This window comes from Roseivivax halodurans JCM 10272, from assembly GCF_000521785.1.
GTDB lineage: Bacteria > Pseudomonadota > Alphaproteobacteria > Rhodobacterales > Rhodobacteraceae > Roseivivax > Roseivivax halodurans.
Genome location: NZ_JALZ01000034.1, coordinates 11,778 through 31,493, shown reverse-complemented (window position 1 = coordinate 31,493; position 19,716 = coordinate 11,778). Strand labels below are relative to the sequence as shown.

At 62.9% G+C, this 19,716-nt stretch carries 11 protein-coding genes and 3 pseudogenes; 6 read left to right on the top strand and 8 right to left on the bottom strand.

The genetic code is table 11. The annotated features are described in order from the left end of the window. Nucleotides 1-1,431 (bottom strand): family 16 glycosylhydrolase (locus OCH239_RS21840; protein WP_051489596.1); only part of this gene is annotated, 1,431 nt, incomplete at its 3' end. A 299-nt stretch (nucleotides 1,432-1,730) separates the two neighbouring features. Here OCH239_RS21840 and OCH239_RS17950 point away from each other — a divergent pair. Then, entirely contained in the window at nucleotides 1,731-3,323 is a 1,593-nt protein-coding gene (locus OCH239_RS17950; protein WP_037265750.1) for an FAD-dependent oxidoreductase, read from the top strand. A gap of 14 nt (nucleotides 3,324-3,337) precedes the next feature. After that, a complete protein-coding gene (locus OCH239_RS17945) occupies nucleotides 3,338-3,673 on the top strand; it encodes a hypothetical protein (RefSeq protein WP_037265748.1) in 336 nt (111 codons plus the stop codon). A gap of 144 nt (nucleotides 3,674-3,817) precedes the next feature. Here OCH239_RS17945 and OCH239_RS23925 read toward each other — a convergent pair. The 3 genes and pseudogenes from OCH239_RS23925 to OCH239_RS17935 form a co-directional block, all read right to left on the bottom strand. Further along, nucleotides 3,818-3,991: pseudogene (locus tag OCH239_RS23925) on the bottom strand (DapH/DapD/GlmU-related protein); the annotation flags it as partial. Between the two features lie 90 nt (nucleotides 3,992-4,081). Then, nucleotides 4,082-4,183 (bottom strand): annotated as a pseudogene (locus OCH239_RS23920) (hypothetical protein); the annotation flags it as partial. Between the two features lie 418 nt (nucleotides 4,184-4,601). Further along, on the bottom strand, nucleotides 4,602-6,617 hold the full coding sequence (locus tag OCH239_RS17935; protein WP_084782630.1) for an acyltransferase family protein: 2,016 nt from the start codon (nucleotides 6,615-6,617) through the stop codon (nucleotides 4,602-4,604). 255 nt (nucleotides 6,618-6,872) lie between these two features. Between OCH239_RS17935 and OCH239_RS24010 the strand changes: the two are divergent. Both OCH239_RS24010 and OCH239_RS24005 read left to right on the top strand, forming a co-directional pair. Next, nucleotides 6,873-7,376 (top strand): annotated as a pseudogene (locus OCH239_RS24010) (lysylphosphatidylglycerol synthase transmembrane domain-containing protein); the annotation flags it as partial. Nucleotides 7,377-7,381: 5 nt separating this feature from the next. Further along, nucleotides 7,382-7,873, top strand: coding sequence for a lysylphosphatidylglycerol synthase domain-containing protein (locus OCH239_RS24005; protein ID WP_037265745.1), 492 nt, complete (start codon nucleotides 7,382-7,384; stop codon nucleotides 7,871-7,873). 33 nt (nucleotides 7,874-7,906) lie between these two features. Here OCH239_RS24005 and OCH239_RS17925 read toward each other — a convergent pair whose 3' ends face one another. After that, on the bottom strand, nucleotides 7,907-13,141 hold the full coding sequence (locus OCH239_RS17925) for a G8 domain-containing protein (protein ID WP_037265742.1): 5,235 nt from the start codon (nucleotides 13,139-13,141) through the stop codon (nucleotides 7,907-7,909). Nucleotides 13,142-13,599: 458 nt separating this feature from the next. On the opposite strand from OCH239_RS17925, the gene OCH239_RS17920 reads away from it, so the two are divergent. Further along, nucleotides 13,600-14,778, top strand: coding sequence for a Gfo/Idh/MocA family protein (locus OCH239_RS17920; protein ID WP_037265739.1), 1,179 nt, complete (start codon nucleotides 13,600-13,602; stop codon nucleotides 14,776-14,778). Here the strand turns inward: OCH239_RS17920 and OCH239_RS17915 are convergent. Both OCH239_RS17915 and OCH239_RS17910 read right to left on the bottom strand, forming a co-directional pair. Continuing rightward, nucleotides 14,775-15,992 (bottom strand): glycosyltransferase family protein, encoded by a 1,218-nt coding sequence (locus OCH239_RS17915; protein WP_157577946.1) that lies wholly within the window; start codon nucleotides 15,990-15,992, stop codon nucleotides 14,775-14,777. The genes OCH239_RS17920 and OCH239_RS17915 overlap by 4 nt on opposite strands. Further along, nucleotides 15,910-17,115 carry a glycosyltransferase family 2 protein gene (locus OCH239_RS17910; RefSeq protein WP_037265733.1) on the bottom strand — a complete coding sequence of 402 codons (1,206 nt, stop codon included), beginning with the start codon at nucleotides 17,113-17,115 and terminating at the stop codon, nucleotides 15,910-15,912. The genes OCH239_RS17915 and OCH239_RS17910 overlap by 83 nt, the downstream gene beginning before the upstream one ends. Before the next feature lie 129 nt (nucleotides 17,116-17,244). Between OCH239_RS17910 and OCH239_RS17905 the strand changes: the two genes are divergently transcribed. Then, nucleotides 17,245-18,471 carry a polysaccharide biosynthesis/export family protein gene (locus OCH239_RS17905; protein ID WP_211242022.1) on the top strand — a complete coding sequence of 409 codons (1,227 nt, stop codon included), beginning with the start codon at nucleotides 17,245-17,247 and terminating at the stop codon, nucleotides 18,469-18,471. Here the strand turns inward: OCH239_RS17905 and OCH239_RS17900 are convergent. Next, the gene (locus OCH239_RS17900; protein WP_037265726.1) at nucleotides 18,468-19,685 is read right to left on the bottom strand and encodes a glycosyltransferase family 4 protein; all 1,218 of its coding nucleotides are present in this window, start codon (nucleotides 19,683-19,685) and stop codon (nucleotides 18,468-18,470) included. The two genes, OCH239_RS17905 and OCH239_RS17900, sit on opposite strands and share 4 nt — an antisense overlap. Nucleotides 19,686-19,716: the final 31 nt, after the last annotated feature.

Below are 19,716 nucleotides of genomic sequence, written 5' to 3'. Positions count from 1 at the left end.
GGGCGAGGAGAGCGCCAGCGAGACGTTGTCGAAGGCGATCGAGATCACCTCGTCGGGCCGGGTGCGCTGGTTGAGATAGCCGCCGAGCGTCAGGACGTGGCTGCTGCCCGAAAGTGTGCCGAGATCGATCACCGCCTCGATCAGGCCGGTGCCGAGAACCTCGTCATCGTCATCGGTGGCCTCGAGGCGGGTGAGCACGGTCTCGACGCCGTCGAGCAGAACCACAACCTCCCCCCATTCACCGGCATCGAGATCCCCGGTGAGATCCATGCGGTAGCTGAGCGTGAGCGTGCCGGTCTGCCCGGCAAGGGTGTCGAAGCTGCGGCTCCAGCCGCCGGAGATATCGGTGACTGCATTGCGGGAGCTGCCCCCGCCGAGGGTCAGCTCGAGCGCGCCTCCCGTTGCCGTCCCCGACGCGTAATCCGGCTGCGCCGTTTCCCGCAGCGCATCGTCCGCATACACAAACCCCCCCGGACCATAGGTGAATTCCTCGTCAATCGGGATGTCGACGAGGATTGTCACCTCGGCAATATTCGAGGTCTCGGCGCCGTCGGACGTGGTATAGAAGAATGTGTCACGCCCGGCATAGCCGGGGTTCGGAGTATAAGTCACACGGCCCGTTGCAGGATCAACCGAAACGACCCCGTGCTCGGGTGCTTCTGTCACCAGAAGCGTTTCGGTGCGCGGCGTGTCTCCCATGACCCCGTCATTTGCGAGAAGGTCGATCTCGATCGTACCGCCGGCCGCAACATGGGCCCGATCGTGTATGGCAACCGGCGCCGTCCGAGGTGTGTAGGAGAAGTCTTCGTATTGCGAGTGTGTGACCACACTGTTGTAGGGTGAGCCCGTGAAGGCGTTGTCGCCGGTCCAGATGCTCATATGGGGAAAGGCCGGGAGCGTCGGCAGACCAATCTCGGGGTTCTCGATCTCGCGGAGCAGAATGCCGTCCACATACCAGGAGACCGCATCGGGGGCCCATTCGATCGTGTAGGTATGAAAGTCATTGGCCGCATCGAAGCCGAGATCGATGAAGGCGCCATCGGCCCCCTCGGGCGTGTGAACCGTGAGCAGGACACCCGTGGTGTCGTTGCCAAGAAACTCGATGTCGATCTCGCTCGTCGGTGTCCCGAACGCCTGGCCGGTGTAGAGAAAGAAACTGGAAAGCGTGCCGTCCTGCGCGGAAGGCTTCATCGTCACCTCGTAGGTGCCGTAATAATGCTGCTCGAGGAGGCGAATTTCGCCCCCGGAAAACGGCTTGCCCCCGTCATCGCGGCCATCAAGCTGCAGCTCGAGCAGGCCACCCGCCGAGACGACGTTGCCGGGCACAAAGGAGGTGGCGATCCAGCTTGCAGTGTTGGTGTAATCGGAAATTCTCCATCCCGGAAGGTCCGGGGTCTCGAAGCTCGTCTCGAAGGAGGAGTAGGTCACCATACGAAAAGCCTTGGTTCAAAAACGGGACAGCCGCGCTGCCGCTTGAATGATCGTCATCCGACAATGTCGATCCGAAAAATGGACCATGCCTAGACCGGATGACATCCGGGAAAGTGAATGTTCGAACTTAGAACAGAATATTCGCAGGCGAAGTAAGTGCCGTGATTCTCGTATAGCAGAGACCACGAAGAGGGCAAATATCAAGTCGCTCCGCTACCCTCCCGGAGCAGTCTTGATCTGGAGCTTGATCTGATCGCTTCCCTTGGGTCAGATATGCGTGTCGGCCATTAGGAACTGCAATGTTGATCGATTCTCGGCAGTTGCCGGATAACGAACTGCTGGAGGCCGATGTCTGCATCGTCGGGGGCGGACCGGCCGGGATCACCCTTGCGCTGGAGCTTGCGCAGTCGGACCTGTCGGTGGTCCTGCTCGAGAGCGGGGGCATGACCTACGATGCCGAAACCCAGGATCTCTACGCCGGCCCGAACCTTGGTTTTCAGTACGATCCGCTTGACGAGGCACGGCTGCGTTTCCTGGGCGGGTCTTCGAACCACTGGGCCGGCAATTGCATGCCTTTGATCCCGATCGACTTCGAACGCCGCGATTGGATGCCGCATTCGGGTTGGCCGCTCACCCGGGCGGATCTCGATCCGTTCTACACCCGTGCGCAAAGCTACCTCGAGTTGCAGACCGACAACCCTTACGATTTTGGATATTGGGCGCAGAAACTGGGGGTGACACCGTTATCGGTCGATCCTGACCTCCTGGAGAATATCGGGGTCAACGAAAGTCCCCCAACGGCTTTCGGATGGGTCTACGAAGACCAGTTGAAATCGGCCCGAAATCTTCGGGTCTTCCTCCATGCGAATGTTCTGGAAATCGAGACGGACGATGCGGCTGGCAATGTCACCGGGGTCCGGGTGGCCTGTATCGAGGGGCCACGGTTCCGCGTCTCCGCGCGGCGCTACGTGCTCTGCGCCGGCGGGATCGAAATTCCGCGCCTGCTGTTTCTGTCGAACAGGGTGCAGAATGCCGGGCTCGGCAATGGCAACGATCTGGTGGGGCGCTTTTTTAACGACCACGCCGCGATCCGTCCGGCAATGCGTGTCCTCTTGTCGAGGGGGATGGACGAGATCGACCTCTACACGGCGCCGCGCTATTTCGAGACCGGCGGGCTGATGGCCACGCTCGCCTCTTCTGAAGCCTTGCTGCGGCGCGAAGAGATCGGCGGCTTCATCTGTCATCTCTTCCCCGCCAGCGGCTCGCCGGGTGAGGAATCCTTTGTGCGCCTCTCCCGGCATCTCCGCAGGCTTGAGGCTCCACCTTACCTCTCACATGAGATCGGAAACCTGCTGACGGATCTCGATGGCGCGACAAATGCGGTCTACAAATGGATCGGGGGCGGCCGCAACGATCTGGTGGCGAGGGACTGGCTTGCACCCTGGCTCACGTTCGAGGTGACACCCAATCCCGAAAGCCGCGTGCTGCCGGTCGACGAACGCGATCGCTTTGGTCAAAGGCGGGTTGGGCTCGATTGGCGCCTGACCGAGACGGAACTGCGAACCGTGAAGAGGGCGACGGAGATCCTGGCGCACGAGATTGGCCGGATCGGCCTTGGCCGGGTCTGGACCGAGGTCCTGCGCGAGGATTACACATGGCCGGACCACGTGGCGCGCGGCAAACATCATTGTGGCACAACGCGCATGTCGGACGATCCAAAAACCGGCGTCGTCGATGCCAATTGCCGCGTACATGGGGTCTCCAACCTCTACATCAGCAGCTCGTCCGTCTTCCCGACCCACGGCTATGCCAATCCAACCCTGACGATCTGCGCGCTTTCGATACGGATGGCAGACCATTTCCGCGATGCCGCACAAAGCGGCCGATTCTGAGGAGAGACACTGAGTTGGACAGACGCGGCTTCATCGTCAGCACATTGGGATTGGGGCTGGCTGCGCATCCGGCGCTCGGGGCACCGGAGCCGCCCGAATGTGAGATTGGACGCGCGGTTCTCCGCGCCGGGGTTGTCGCGCGCGATCCTGCGGCGCTGCGGGCAGGTCTCGGTCTCGGCCCGTCGTCACGCGCAAGATTGACCAAGGCATGGGATCCGATCATCCGGGCCGATTTCTCGTCAGGCCGCACGGTTCATGTCGAGGGCTGGCTGCTGAGCGTGACCGAAGCGCAGATCTGCGCGCTGGCCGCGCTTGCGCCGAGGGCTGCCGGAAGGATCGCCGCATGGTGATGTTTCGGATTGCTCTAATCGTTGTCGGTATCGCAATCGCGCTCCGGATATGGGTTCCCGGCAGCTTCGTAACCGGCAGCGCCCTGGCCCTGATCGCGGGCCTTGTGGTGTGGGCCGCGCTGTCGATGACGCGTCGCGGGCGGGTCAGCTCCGGTGACCAACCTCCCGGGCCGGCACCCCGGCAACGATAGTTCGTGGCGCCACGTCCGAGGTGACAACCGCTCCCGCGCCGACAATCGCACCGTCACCAATCCGAACACCGTCGAGTATCCGCGCGCCGGCGCCGATCCAGACATCGTTCCCGATCACCACCGGCCCTTTGCTGTGTAGCCCTTGAGTCACCATCGGCCCGGCATCAAGCGCTGTCCGATAGCGGCCTCCGCCGAGATAACATTGTCCCGCCAGAATGACGTGATCGCCGATCTCGATGCCCGAGACAGCACTCAGGCAGCATTGGCTGCCGATGGATGTATCGGAGCCGATTCTGAGCGAGGCTTGCTTGACCACCATGATCGTTCCGCGCGCGATGAGCGTGCGCGCTCCGATGGTGAAGTCTCCCCGCTCGGCCGCGCCGCGCGCGTCGAGTGCACAATGGTCGTCTATCGCGACATTCTCGCCGATCCGGATCTGGCCCGGGCAGCGCAGCGAGAGACCCCGCCCGAAACGAGCGCCCCGCCCGACCTTATCGAACAGGTATCCAAACAGCATCTTGCGCAGAACAAAACCCAAAGCGCCGGGCATCGGGGCGGCGACCATCACGGCGATCTCGTAAACCAGCAAAGCGCCTATCCCGCGCTTGCCGACAAAGAAGGCCTGGTACTTGCTCAGCGCCGATCCTTCGCCGGCCAGCGCCTCGATGACCTTGTCCTTCTTGGGCTCCGCCGATGCCGGCTCGTCGCCCTTGCGAGAATTCGCCTGCGAGGCCGTGTCATTCGGCACGTCGGCCCCCTCCAGAGATCGTGTCCAGCGCCAGTTCGAACCTGTCCGACAATGCCGCCGACATTGTCGCTGTCAGGTGGTTGGAATCCCGAAACACCGGGATCCCCTCATACACCAAGGTGCAGTCCTCCCCGTCGCGACAAAAGGCGGTCTCGAGGCGGATGCGCATCGCGCCGTGCCGGGCGGTGATCGCATCGTATCCCTCTGCAAGACGCGCGGCCCGTGCGTCGTATTGTTGCCGCTCCACGATGGGCGCCGCGCCGGATCGCCGTACCCCCGCACGAACAAGGGCCATGGGGACATCGAACCCGGCCTCCGGAAGGGGATAGACAAGGGCCACCTCCTTCCCGGCGCTGCGAAGGTCGGCGACTGTCCGGTCGAGACCCTCGAGAAAATACGCCACGCGGTCGGCATCTGGCGGCAGGGGCGCGGATGAATCTCCGATCAGTAACGGCGCCCGATCGATCTCCGCCAGACCATAGGGCAGCCATCCCTGCCCATAGATGGGGGCGCGCACCGCGATGATGACAAGAGCGATGTCGGACTCGTTCAGCATCCTGTCGTAAGTCTCTTCGAGAAAAGCGGAGCAATCATGCGGCTGGCCGATCCAGAAGACCTGGAGGCCCTTGATCGGCGGGCAGCCATCGCGGGCAAAGAGCGCAACCGTCAGACCCTCCGCGCGCGCCCCAGCCTCGATCGCCGGGATGATCGTCGGAGCGTGGCTGTCGCCCCAGACCGCAACCCGCGTCCGCGCGCCCTCCGCGCCGAACAGGCAGGGCTCAGCCCAGGTTTCCTCCACGGTCTTGCCTCGATAACACGCGCCCATCCAGTCTGGCTGGTCGTGTGAGAAGGCCGCCAATTCCCGCAAATCGGGCGGAAGGCGTCCGGGCAATCCGCGCGCGGCATAGAGGCCGACCCCGGAGACCACAAGCACCGACGCGGCGAGGCCGGCAATGATGAAGATCCGGCGCCGTCCCGCGGCGTCGGCCGGATGACGGAAGGGCTGCTCGACCAGCCGGTAACTGATCCACGACAGGACAAGCGCCACGGCAAAAAGGCCAGCGGCTTCGAGACCGGTCGGCATCCGCATGGCGGAATAGACAAAGGCGACAATCACCGGCCAGTGCCAGAGGTAAAGGGAGTAGGACAGGCGGCCAATCCAGACCGGCAGCGCCATCGACAGCAACCGCCCCGTGAGGCTCGGCCCGTGCCGCCCCGATGCGATCAGCAGCGCTGCCCCGACGGTCGGAAAGATCGCCGCAGCGCCTGGGAACGGTGTCGCCCGCGTGATCACAAGCGCGGACCCGAGGATCATCAGCAAGCCCGCCGCCGCCGCGATCTCGCGCCATACCGGACGGGACAACATCCCGATCGACAGGTAGGCCAGCATCGCTCCAATGCCGAGCTCCCAGGCGCGCCAGGGAAGAAGGTAATAGGCAGCGGTCGGGACCATCTGGGTGGTCGCTATGCTGAGACCGAGCGAGGCCGCCGTCAGCCCGCCGATCCACAGCGCCGCGCGCGCTTTCATCCGCGCGATCGCGATCAGCAGAAGCGGCAGCACGATATAGAATTGTTCTTCGATTCCGAGGGACCAGGTGTGGAGCAGAGGTTTGGCGTAAGACGCCGTGTCGAAATATCCGGCCTCCAGGAAAAACAGGATATTTGCAGAGAAGAGCACAGCGGCAACCGCGCTCTGAGCCGCGTTGGCAAGGTCCTCAGGCGCAAACAGATAGCTCGCCCCGGCCAGGCAGGCCGCAATGACCACAAAGAGAGCGGGGAAGATCCGGCGGATCCTGCGTTCGTAGAAATTCAGGATCGAAAAGCGTCCCTCCGCGATTTCGCGGGAAATGATGGTTGTGATCAGAAAGCCGGAGATGACGAAAAAGACGTCCACCCCGACAAAGCCGCCCGGCATCCATCCCAGTCCAAGATGGAACAGGACAACCGGAATGACGGCCACGGAGCGAAGTCCGTCAATATCAGGACGGTAGGCGGGTCTGGCCATGTGCTGCGCCTACCGCCACCTGAAATGGGCTGCAGGTTCGGGGGTGAGGGGGTGCGCCTGTCGAAAAAATGGCATGCAAATCACCGGAAATATGTGAGATCGGAGAAAGTCTTTTTCGAAACGCGGCGCAGGACGCCGCTGCCAAAGCTAGGACGATGTCACCCTAGGCTGTCAAGCACAGGGTGTCGGGCGATTGGTCTTGGTGAAGCTGAGGCCGCCTGCTAGCTTTGCGATATTTGAGTGTTGGATTTTGAGATGCATTCCATGGACCTGTCTACGCCCGAGGAGCGTCGCCGCAAGACCCGGCTCTTCTGGCTGAAGCTCGTGATATCGGTATCGCTCTTTGGATGGATCGTGGGCACAACGGATATCGCTCCAGTGCTCCGTACCCTATCGGATGTCCGACTTCCTTGGCTCTTTGCGGCCGCCAGCCTCCAGATCGTCGGCACCGCGATCGTCGCCGCGCGCTGGAGGGTCTTGCTCAAGGCAGAACGTGTAGAGCCGGGATATCTCTACCTTTTCCGCTCGACGCTCTCGTCGATGTTTTTCCGGCAATTCCTCCCCTCGGTCATCGGGGGCGATGCGCTGCGCGCCCATGATGCATGGCGTGCGGGCGCCCGGATGTCCTTTGCGCTTATCTCTCTCTTCGTCGATCGCCTGCTCGGCCTGTTTGCGCTCGCCCTCTTCGCTGCGATCGCACTCCTCGCGCTCGGCAGCGGCGCGGAGGAGTTTGCAGTGGTCGCCTGGCCTCTATCGGGGGGGGGGTGGTCATTCTCGTTGCATTGCTCGCGGCGCTCTTCATGGGCGGCACAGCCGGCAAGAAAACGGCGCGGCTTGATACGCTCTTGCCGGTGGCCCTTCGTGCGCGGGCACGGGCCGTGCTGGAGCCGCTCGGAGCCTTCAAAGGCCATTCCGCTCTGTTCTGGCGCGCCGGGGTCCTGGCGCTCCTGCTGCAAGTGAACAACGTCACCTTCTACTGGATGCTGTCTGAGGCGCTGTCGCTCGATGTGGACTTCGCGACATTCTTCATCATCGCGCCACTCGCAATCTTCATCATGACCTTGCCGATCAGTATCAACGGAATCGGTCTTCGAGAAACAGCCTTCGTTCTGCTCCTCGGCATGACCGGGGTCGCGGGAGAACAGGCCCTTGCCCTGGCTTGGATGGAATTCGGTCTGATCCTGATGCTCGGTGGGGTGGGTGGGCTCGTCTACATAACACGGCCCGAGCGCCCCATGCCGCCGCGCACGGCTTGATGTGCCGGCGCGGCGGTTCCGGTGTCCCGGATGTCAGAACAGGGAGTCGGTTTCGGCAGACATTATTTCGAGAACGTCCAAACGTGCGCGCTCGCCAGCGTCGCTATAGCCCAGGATCTCGATTTCCGACCCTTCTTCAAGCTCCACGTCCTTGACGATTTCCGTCCTGTAGGTGTCGTCGTCGACGTCAAGCTCCCAGCTGCCGACCTGACGCCCGTCGACGAATATGAACGCATCGCCTTGACCGTCGAACTCGTCGAAGAAGGTGAGCCCCAGATCGTAGAGCCCGTCAGACCCCTCAAAGACCGTCTTCGCGCTGGCGACCCCGGTGCTCTTTGAGTCGAGTTTTGCGACAGCGTCGCCGGAGGCGCTGGCCTTGTCATCAAGGGTATAATTGTCGAGCGTCATCGCCTCGACCTCGATGCTGCGGGCATAGCGACCCGTGTCCACGGAGCCCTCGCGGGATATCTCGATGTAATCGAGACGTGCGCGTTCCCCATCTGCGCTCTGACCGACCATGCTCACCTTTTCACCGGCCGCAATCGACACATCGGTCACCGAAACGGTTCGAAAGGCTTCGTTGTCGCCGGTGAGATCCCAGGTCTCAACGAGGCGATCCCCGACCATCAGAGATACGGAGCCCTGCCCGTCCCGCTCATCATAGTAACTCAGCTCAAGATCATAGCTGCCCGATGCGCCGTCGAATTCGAGCGACGCGGATGCCGTCCCGATCTCCTTGGACACCAAGCGAAGCTGTCCATCACCCGAAGCTCCCCCCTCTTCTTCGATGCTGTAGTTCTCGAGCGCCAGATCCTCGGCCTCAAAGCGCTTGCGATATGAGATGTCGTCACCGCCGGGGGCGGGCGAGTCCGGTTCCTCCGTCACACCATCATCGTCTGGCTCAGGCTCAGGCTGGGGTTCCGGCTCGGGCTCAGGCTGGGGTTCCGGCTCGGGCTCAGGCTGAGGTTCCGGCTCGGGCTGGGGCTCAGGCTCAGGCTGGGGTTCCGGTTCGGGCTCCGGCTCCATGCCGCCGCCAGTATCGGGGTCGGTGACGTCCCCCTCTCCAGGGGTGATCCACAGGGCCCAATCGCTTGAGGCATCGAGGGTGACGGTCTGATCGCTCAGCGACAGCGTCCCCAAAGCGAGTTCGGCATAGGCATTCTCGGTATCGACAGCGACGAGATTTGCTGTGCTCCAGCCCTCAGCTTCCAGCGCCGAGAGGTTCAACTCGATTGTTGCTGTATCCTCTGCGTAGACGATCAGCCCCTCGGTCTCCTCCGAGAAGAGCGCAACCTGGTTGCGTTGCGCGCCACCCGTCAACTCGTTCGCGCGCACCATGTCGAGTGTGAACCGACCCGAGTCGACCATGAATTCGTTCCAGGTCGCGATCTGTTCGGCCGTGGCGGCAGAATACGGGAAGGATCCTCCATTGCCGGACGCCTCGATCGTGCCGTCAGGACGCGTGAGGTTGCCCCAGATATTGGCGACACCCCCGGCCATCGTGGAGGCCCATAGACCGTCCACGGTCTGCTCGGCCGTATAGTCCTTGCCGTCACCATCCTCTCCACGGATGCGGAACCGGTCGCCGCTCTGGACCGGCGCACCGTTTGCGGCCTCCAATGCGGCCACATAGGTCTCGTAATCCGGCTCATGGTGTTCAAAGTCGGCAAAACCCTGCCCCATGGCCCAATCGGTGTCACCTCTGTGGTCGAGGCCGTCATTTGGACCTTCCGAGCGCACGCCCAGGAGATGAGCGTAGTCGGTCTGCGCCTCGAAGAAGGAAGTCCGCGCCGCGGCTTGGTCGGGAGTTGACCATTCGTCGTTGTCGAACCCGTAACCCATGGTCCAGCCGGGGAGGGGGCCAAGGCGGTCGGCGATGTATTCGAGAAGGCGCTGGTGCACCTCGCCGTTCTCGCCGCCCGGAAGCTCATCGGGGGTCTGGCCCCGCTGCGAGTCACCCCACGGCCAGAAATGCACAATTCCGCCTGCGTCATGTGTGGCGGTGATGATCCGCTCGAGCACCTCGAAGGTGGCGGGATCGGGGTTTGTCCGCTCGCTGCCGATGGCGCTGCCAGCCTCACCTTCGGTGTTGGAAAGATCAAAGAACTGGCCACCGATATTGGGAATGTGGAAGCCGGTGAAGCCGTGCTGGTCGATATATGTCTCGATCAGGTCGTCGATCTTCGAAGGATCTTCTGCATAGCTGCTGAGATCTGCATCGATCATCACAAAGTTCGGCAGCACAGCCTGCAGCGATCCATCCCCCATCTGCTGCGCAAACTTGCCGTTGGATCCGACGACAAAACCGGACGCATCGGCATCTTCCGCAACCGAGACCGATCCCGTCAGACCGTCGAGGGCCGCCAGATCCGAGCTGGTGCTGAAGCTCCATGCACCGCTTTCGATGCCGGTGAAGCGGAAGGCGTATTCCCCCTCCCCGGCATAAAACATACCGGTACGGATCGTCGCGCCCGTTTCGTCATGGGTGAAGGTGACAATGGCCTCAACGTCAAAAGCGTTGCCGGTCCCGGTGTCGGCGGCAATTGTCCATTCGGTGGCCGGCGCAAAGACATTTGTCTCTCGCGCGCCGAGATCGCGTTCGGCGGTGCCATCCTCGGAGGGCTGGCCTTCGGGTTGCTCCTCGGGCTCTTCCTCTACCTCCTGATCCGTGTCGTCGGTCTCCCCAGTTTCCTGATCCGTATCGTCGTTTTCAGTCTCTCCCTCATCGGCAGCGGATTGATCCTCCGGAGCTTCCGTCTCCACGGGGTCAACCGCATCGACGGGGGCGATCTCCAGCCGCTCGAACGTGCCAAAATCCTCAGGGAGGGGGCCAAGATCGCGCGCGTCCGCCGGCAGATCGGAGGGATCGCTCACGAAGGCCAAGTGAACTGGAACCTCGATCACACCCATCTCCCCGGTGATGCGATGGCTGACGACAAGGTCGATAACCATGTGATAGCCCGAGCCATCCGTATAGTAACCGACATTTTCAGCGTGTTGTTCCCACCATTGTTTCTGGCTCGCCCCTTCGTAGCGACCGTTGCCCGAGCCGAATTCCAGTGTCCGCGTTCCGAGCGAATCGGTGACGTCGACGGCAACCGTGAAGCGGCTGTACCACTCTTCCATTGTCAGCTCAGAGGCGGCCCAATCCACCTCTGCGGTGAAACGATCAAGATCCACACGGCTCCGCCAGTCGAGGCCGTTATCCTCGATCAGATATTTGTCGGCGGGGGCATTTTCATCGAGTTTCATGTCGATGTCGTTATCCTCGAACGTGTTGCCGAGAATAACATGGGCATAGTTCGGATCGCGGCTGTTGTTGTCTTCCCAGATTCCGACGTCGAAGCCGCGGAAGGCGTTATCGACAAGCTTGAGTTCGGTGAATTCGTGGCCCCGCAGACCGAGACGCGCGTAGGTCAGCACCGGACCGTCAGAAGCCACAAAGCTGCTGTTCTCGATGATGTAGTTTCTCTGATACCAGCCGACGACGCCCATCTCGGTTTCCCAGGCGACAAAGCCGTCGATCACACTTGGAATATCGGTTTCCGAAGGCCGCTTGTCCGCCGTGGTTGAAAACCCGATCGGTGTGACCAGCGCTTCGTTGCCTTCAAACCGGAGCAGCGGAATTGTGGAGACATCAGCGGTGTCTTGACCGTAGAACGGATCGAAGCCGAATTTGCGCTCAAACGCGGCAGCCGAACTGTCCATGTGCCGGCCCGAGCCGTCATCGGTGCCCATGGGCCAGAAGAGATAACCCGCCCCCGCAGAGCTGACGGCGACATTGTCGATATTTTCGATCATACGCGACTTGTAGGCGTAGCCGATACCCTGGCCGTATCCGTCGTTTTGATACTGCAATCGGTGTCCCGGATGGCTGGGATCGCCGCTGTCCTCGGGATTGAAGACGCCGTCAGGTCCGGCGCCAGTGGTGCTCATCGTGATGTTGTCGGCCCAGAGGCCGGTCTCGGTCCCGGCCTCCGAAACGATCGCGGCCCCGTTGACGCCGTAGACCGCGTTCGAAATCACGTTGAGATGGGCATCATGGTGGACAAGGCCCCAGCCCGGGCTGCCCCAGACCGCGTTGCCTTCGGCGAGCGACGCCTCACCATCAACTTGGTCGCCAGTGCGGTGGAAATGCAGAGCGTAACGGCCGGCAGGGTTGTCCACGTCGTCTGTCGGGATCTGCTTGTCGGTACGGCCGAGCTCGAAGAATTCGGCGTTTTGCACCGAGACGTCGTTGTTGTGCATGAACATGACGTGGCCGCGCTCGTCCACCGGAACCGTCTTGCCGTCTGCAAAGTAATCTGCCGGGTCACTCTCGGTGCCGATGGTCACGTTACGTGTGTAGTTCGCGACCGGCACCTGAAACGAGGTCCCGGCAAGATCGTCAGGGGTGTGGTGATCGTATTCCAGAGGACGATCAATCCCCACACGGTACGAGCCGTCGTCGAGCCGCTCGATCGAGGTCACGGCGACCACCTCGTCCTGAAAACGCTCGATCGAGTCGAGCTTCGTTCCAGCGACGACAATCTTGTCACCGACCTGCCAGCCTCCGGGCTCTTCGGCGAAGATCAGTCCGGTATCGCCAGCCTCGGGATCGACCATTGTCTTCAAATGGTCGGCCTTGTCCTGGCCCGCGATCCGCGTTGTGCCGTGGGCGACGACGCCCTTTGACAACGCGAGCGGATCCTCGGACCGGTCAATGGAGCCATTGTCGCGATGAATGATGATCTCGGCGCTGACACCCTCCTGCACCGGGTTGCCCTCGACGCCAACCGTGAAGACCGAGCCGGTATTGGTCAGCAGCGTGTCGACCATCATCCGCGTGTCGGTATCCACCGCAAAATGGAGCTCACCTTCGACACCAACCCGGTCAAGCCGGGCATCACTGATGTCGTCATAGACAACCGAGATGCCCTTCGGAATGTAGACGCTCTCGCCATCACCCGGAACGCGCCCGGTCGACCATGTGTCCGGGTCGAACCAAGACCCGCCATTCAGGGCCACCGCCACCCCTGGCTCTCCCGCCTGCGGGAACAGCTCGAGCATGGCCATGTGGTCGGCCATCTTCTCGCTGTCATCGGTATGTGCGTGCATCTTGGCATGGTTCAGCGACATCTCTTGGGAGCTGATCGCGTCGGCCAGAGTGGTGCTGCCCGATCCGGTGAGGTCCTGGAGGGCGCTGCCCCCCGTGGCTCCATCACCCGCGGCGGCCGCGTGCGAACCACCAACGGTATTGTGAGAAGCGGACATCTCGTGGGTCATCATAGACTGTGTCTCCGATCATGAGGGGCCTGTCTCGGGCAGCCTGTGCCGCCGAGTTGGAATGGTCCTCGGATTTGAAGTCTTCGATCGCTGTCCTTCTGCGGCGCAGCGAGTGCATTTTTTTTGCCTTGATACCGCCTGAAAGAGCCCAGCACATGCCGACGTAAAGATAGGGGGCGAGAGTTCGCCGCCGCGAAAGTTTGCGGCCTTAAACCCGGTCGTTCAGAAGGGGGACAATATTCTCCGAAACTGTGCCGAACCCCATATCACGTCCCTGAGATGTGAACTTAGAGGTGAAGATCGGAACGCATGTTATTCCATAGATTGAATATTGATTTGAGCAAAAAAGTGCCGCATGTGCGGGAGAACGCCGCCGGTAGGCCATGACAACGCGCAAGTTGCAGCGATCTTGCGTCAGGTGGCCAGCATACGGATAGTCGGCGCAGGGGGCGCAGAGCAGTATGATCCAAGCCAAGGCTGAGGGGGATTCTCCGACAGGCATCGCCTTTGTCGGGACAGGCTATGTCGCCGATCTCTACATGGCGACGCTCTCGAACTGGTCCGATCATCTGCGTCTGTGCGGCGTGTACGACATCCAGACCTCTCGGCAGGATCGGTTCGCGACGTATCACAAAATTGAGGCCTACGCTTCGCTCGACGCGCTCCTGGCTGACGAAAGCGTCAAGATCGTGGTGAACCTGACCAATCCCGACCAGCATTATGCCGTGTCCTGCGCGGCTCTCGAGGCCGGGCGCCACGTCTATTCAGAGAAGCCGCTTGCCCTCGATCTCGCCGAGGCCGAAGACCTCGTGGCGCGGGCGGAAGCTGCCGATCGGCACCTGGTTTGCGCACCGGCAAGCGTACTTGGCGAGGCCGCGCAGACATTGATCAAGGCCGTGCGCGCGCAGGTGCGCGGCAAACCTCGGCTTGTCTACGCGGAACTCGACGACGGCCTGGTCCACCGGTTGGGCTATCGCAACTGGAAGACCGTGACCGGTGCCACCTGGCCTGCCGAAGACGAGTTTGCCACCGGGTGCACCCTCGAACATGCAGGCTATGCCCTGACCTGGCTCGTGGCGATGTTTGGGCCGGTGCGACGGGTGGTGACCGAAGCGGCGTGCCTGATCACCGACAAGGGCCCCGACACACCTCCCAAATACACCACACCGGATTTCACCTGCGCATGTCTGTCTTTCGACGAAGGGGTGGTGGCGCGGCTGACCAACAGTATCGTCGCGCTTCACGACCACCGTTTCCGGGTCTTCTGCGAGAACGGAATCATCGAGACGGCCGAGACCTGGGACTTCTGCGCCCCGGTCCGATCGATCCCGATCCCCGAAACGCGGCTGAGACGTCAGGCGCAGAAGCTCCTCGGTCTCGATGGCGGGCGGCGATTGCCGCCGGTGGCGCAGCGGCGCATCGTGACCGCGCGGCGCGGCGCGCGGATGGATTTTGCCCTCGGCATTGCGGAGATGGCTGAGGCGATCGCCGCCGGCCGCCGCCCGCGTCTTGCAGGAGCCTTCTCCCTGCACATCACGGAAGTCTCGCTGGCGATTCAGCATCCCGAGAGATTCGGCCATGTCTATACACCCCAGAGCACACCGCAGCCGGTCAAACCGGTCGATTGGTCGGCAGCCTAGCGCGCCACCCTGTCGATAAGCGCACGCATGATCTCGGGGCTTTCCACGAAGGTCTCGCGCGGAAGACCAAGAAGCGTTTGCCTCGCCTCCACAATCTCAGCCGGATCTTTCAGCAATCGGCTGATAAGCCTCTCGAGCGAGGCGCTCACCGGCTCGTCTATGACAAAGCCCGCGGATCGATCGACCAGCCAGCGCGCCGTTTCGGTTCCGCGCACGGCGATGGCCGGGGTCGCAAAATACCCCCCCTCGTAGATGCGGTTCGGCAGCAACCATAGTGAATTGGCGCCCTCCTCGTACCAATCCGCCGCCCAGACGAGATCCACGTCGGCATAGATCCAAGACAAGTCCAAGGGCGCGGCATAGCGACCATGCCACTCCATGTGCGGAGCGGCAGAGACCTCCGCCTCAAACTCCGGAAAAACGCTGCGCGCAGGATAGCCGCGCAGCACGATCTGGACCCGCCCGTCGCAGCGCGCGGCAAGCGCGCTCAGCACATCGAAGGAGCGACGGCACCTGAGATTGCCGAACCAGCCGATGCGGAGCGGGCCGTCGCCCGGCCGCTGCGCGGGGTCTGGCCGAGGGCCAAAAGCGTCACCCTCAACCAACCGGTTCTCCAGCAGCGCAACCGGGGCGAGGCCAGGAAAATACCGCGCAAAATGCTCACTCTCGAAACGGGGTGAGGAGACCACAACAAGGGCGCATTCTCGCAGCAGCCGGCGCTCGATACCGCGGAGCAGCCGCGCCGCCATGCCGTCACCCGTCAGCCGATGGTGGATGTCGAGGCATTCATAAACCAGCGCGCCACCAAGGCGGAGCTGTCGCCGCAGCCGATACGCCAGCATCAGCATGTCGAGGTTCCGCGCGTAGATCACATCCGCCGATCGCAGACGGTCGATATGGGGGGCGAGCAGGCGCGCCGAGCGGCGGATCAGCTTCAGCCGCCCGGCATAATCGTTGTCGCGTGTCTCGCCGAGGTCGATATGGGGCCAATCGGGCGGCTCCAGAGGTCCGCGATGGGGCATGACACCCGTGACCTCAAAGCCGGCGCGGCAAAAGGCGCTCATCCGCCGCTTCACGGCGGCATCCCCCGGATTGTGACCAAAGAACGCGATGTGGGGGGGCTGCGCGGTCTCACCAATCATAATCGGCCTCTCGCAGATGGGTGCGTTCGTGCAGCGCGATCGGGGTGTCCCTTGCCGGCTGACTTCCGGCACGCGCGACGAAGAGGGCGGCCCGCGCGGCCTCTCCCACCGCGCCCCGCGCCGCGCTTTCACGCACCCGCCAGACGGCCCCGCGCCCGAGCGCCGCGGCGATGCCGCGCCCGGCAACGGAGCGGGCGCGCAGCGCCAGCAGGCGAGGGCCGTGCGGCGCGGCAAAGGCGCCGCCGGTGCCGTGTTTGCCACTCATCGCACGGATGACCACGGCGCGCTCGGTAGCGGTCAGTGGGGTCCCGGGGCAAAGATCAGCGGCACTTTCGAAATCTTCCACAGCGGCGTCCCAATCGACACGCCGCGCGTGAACGGTCCCCCGCTGAAGCAGGCCCGCACGGCGCCTGAGACCCTCGTTCGGGCCATCAAACATCGCTGCGTAGAGATCGAGCGGTAGGATCTCGCGGAATCCCGAGAAGATGAGACGGTCATTCTCCAACCAGACGGCCTCGGACGCGGCGGCGGTATGGCGGGCCCCGCGGGGGCCGCGGGCGCCGTCATGCTTGCGCTGATGAAACAAGATGTCGTCGCATATCGCCACAGGATAGCGCGCGGCAAGGCGCACAAACATCTCGTAGTCGATCGAGCGGGCGAGATCCTCGCGGAACGGCCCAACCCGCTCGAGCGCCTCCCGCCGCACCAGCGTGGCGTTCTGGAAGAAGAACACATCCTCCAGAATGTGGCGCAGAATGCTGCCCCGGGTGAGATCCGGCCAATAGCCCGTGCCCAGCATCTCGCGCCGGCCGCTCACCGGATCGTCGCGGAACCGGTCGTGCCGTCCCGCGGCGAGACCGGCTCTGCTGCCTGTGAGCGCCGCCTCAAGTGTCGCTGCTGCATGGGGCAGGGCGATATCATCGTCGTCGCAGATCCAGACAAAATCACCTGCAGTTTCGGCCAATGCGGCGTTCAGCGCCCGTGACTTCCCGCCATTTGCGCTGCGGCGATAGCGCACCCGCCCCCCCGAGCCGGCCTCCAGCCGCCGTGCAAAAGTCTCGGTGCCATCCGTGGAGCCGTCGTCCCAGATCACGATGTGATCGAGGGGGCGATCTTGCGCCTCGAGCGCGGCGATCGCCTCCGCCAGATATTGCTGCCTGTTGTATGTGGCGACAATCGCCGTGATCTGGGGCATAGGATTGGAACGTGATGAAATGCGGGAGATCTTGTGGACGAAAACACCGGTGCATGACGCATTCATCTTGTCTAGTCTTCGGAAAGAAAATTATTTTAACTCTGTCGCCGTCTCTTTGGATAAATGCTTATGGTTCGGTTCTTCGGAACATTGTTGCTCCTTGCCCTGCCGCTGCCTTCCCTCGCGGCTGATTATCTGCTTGGGGCCGGTGATCGGCTGCGTCTGCGCGCAGTGATCTGGGAGGAGACGACACGTAGTTTCGTCTCATGGGACGTGGTGGACGGCGAATACGCGGTCCAGGCCGACGGGACGCTTTCGATCCCCATCGTGGGATCGGTGGAGGCGGACGGGCGAAACGTGGCCGCCGTGTCCGAGAGCATCTCGGCCCAACTTCAGGTCCAGGGTGGAATGGCAAATGTCCCGGCCATCGCCCTCGAGGTGCTGACCTATCGCCCGTTCTACATCTTGGGTGACATCCGGGGGCCAGGGGCCTATCCGGCGCAACCGGGCCTGACCGCCCAACAGGCCTTGGCGCTCGCTGGCGGGCTGGGCAACGCGCTCGACGACCGACCCCTGAACCTCATCCGGGAGGTGGGCACCTTGCGCGAGATCCGCGGCGAGATCACCCGTGCGCAGATGCGTGAGGCGCGGCTCGAGGCCGAGATCGCCGACACCGAGGCGCTGACCGTTCCGCCAGAGCTCAGTCATCCCGACGGGCCGCAGGCATTGGCCCGCATCGAGGCGCAGGAGCAGGCGATCTTTGATGCGCGGCGCGCCGAGATCGCCCGGGAGTTGGGCGCATTAAACGATCTTGAGGCTCTTTTGCTGAACGAAGTCGCGGGCCTCGAAAGCAAGCTCGAGGGTCAACGCGCCCAGCTCGACTTGGCGCGCGAGACGCTCGAGAATGTTGAATCCCTCGTGGCCCGCGGATTGGCCCCAGCCAATCGGCTTGCTGACACGCAGCGCAGCCTTATCACCCTTGAGAGCACCGAGACGGACATTCTGAATGCGCTTTACCGCGCGCGGCAGCGGATCAGCGAGAACCAGCGTGACATCGTTGCCCTTCAGGCCGGACGCGAAACAGGCGCCACAATCGAGCTCCAACAGACCACAGCCGAGCTCGAGACGCTGGCGGTCCGCCGTGCGGTGGTCGAAGAGCTCATTCTGACGGAAGGTGGCGCGGGTGTCTTCGACGAGGCGGAAACCCGCACAAGCTACCTCTTGCGGCGGAGTAACCCCACCCCGGATGGGGCGACCAACGTGGTCGAGATCGGGCCCGACGACCGGATCGGCCCGGGGGATGTGCTTTTGGTGTCGGTGGAGATTGTCGACACCCCCGCTCCCTCTGCAAACTAGCCGTCCGGGCGGGTCTTCGCGATCAGGTCGGCGCAGAACAGCTCGAACTCGGGCGCCGCGAGGGTTTTTGCCCTTGCGGCCGCAACGCTCTGCAGTGCCGCCTCCTCGCGCTGGCAAGAATCCGACAGAAGATCCATCAAACGGTCAGTGAATTCACCCTCGTCCTCCGCAAGAACAACAGCCTCGTCCAGCCGATGGCCGTAGCCCTCGACCGCCGTGCGCATGGCCAGGACCGGCATGCCAAGCTCGAGATAGGTTGCGATCTTGATGCTGACGCCACTCACCGCACGGTTCGGGGCAAGCCCGACCGCCCTCGAGCCGCCGATCGTTGTCAGGTCATCAACCCGGCCCAGCACCTTCACGCCAGCATGCCGGCCTTGCACCGAGGCGCCGATTTCCCCCACGATCCAGAGTTCCGCGTCAGGCAGCCTATTGTGCACCGAGGGCCAGACTTGCGTCAGAAGAAGGTCGAGCGCGTCGATATTGCCGCCGTGCCGCACACCCAGAAAGACGGCGCGCAGAGGCCCGTCCGCCGCCACCTTCTTCGGAACCACCCTCGGCGGAAGCCAGATATGCCGTTTTTCCGGCAAGCAGGGGGCCAGGGCGCGCTGATCCGACAGCGAGGCGAACAGCAGCAGATCAGCCGGGCCAAGCCAGTCAAGCTCCCGTTCAAGCGACACATCCCGATGGTCTGGGGCAAGACCAAGCTTGCGGAAGGACTCGGCGCGCAGGGCGAACAGATCGTGTAGCAAAACGGCGCGCACCGGCGCCTCAACACGTGCCAGAACCGGGGCGAGGGCACTGTATTCGGACACGGCGATGGTCGAGCCGAGCGCATTGGCGGCGTCCACCATCTTCGCTGTGTCCTTGTCGGTCGGCGTGTATCCGATCAGACTCGGCATGGCCGGTCGCGCAAGGTGCGTCCGCCCACATATCACCCAAACAAGATGAGCCAGGCTGCGGAGCGCCGCGCGCTGCCATGGACGCCAGCGCAGAGATATGTAGACCGAGCCGATCCGAAGGCTGCCAGGCCAGACAATCCGGCAGGCCCGTTGGGCAATGGCGCAGGCCGGGCGCGAAACGGGAATGCTGCCAAATCCCGCGGCGGGAGACACAACGATGTTGACGGCGAAACCGGCCGTCATCAGACGATCGACAAGACCCAGCAGATAGACCGCCGAGCCGCTATCTGCATCGTCGAGGCGACGTTGCACGAGAATTGTCGCATGGACAGCCCGCTTGGAG

Coding starts and splice junctions, on each gene's coding strand:
- OCH239_RS17950 (WP_037265750.1), top strand. CDS start 1,731: ATGTTGATCGATTCTCGGCAGTTGCCGGATAACGAACTGCTGGAGGCC.
- OCH239_RS17935 (WP_084782630.1), bottom strand. CDS start 6,617: ATGGCCAGACCCGCCTACCGTCCTGATATTGACGGACTTCGCTCCGTG.
- OCH239_RS17925 (WP_037265742.1), bottom strand. CDS start 13,141: ATGATGACCCACGAGATGTCCGCTTCTCACAATACCGTTGGTGGTTCG.
- OCH239_RS17920 (WP_037265739.1), top strand. CDS start 13,600: ATGATCCAAGCCAAGGCTGAGGGGGATTCTCCGACAGGCATCGCCTTT.
- OCH239_RS17910 (WP_037265733.1), bottom strand. CDS start 17,115: ATGCCCCAGATCACGGCGATTGTCGCCACATACAACAGGCAGCAATAT.
- OCH239_RS17905 (WP_211242022.1), top strand. CDS start 17,245: ATGGTTCGGTTCTTCGGAACATTGTTGCTCCTTGCCCTGCCGCTGCCT.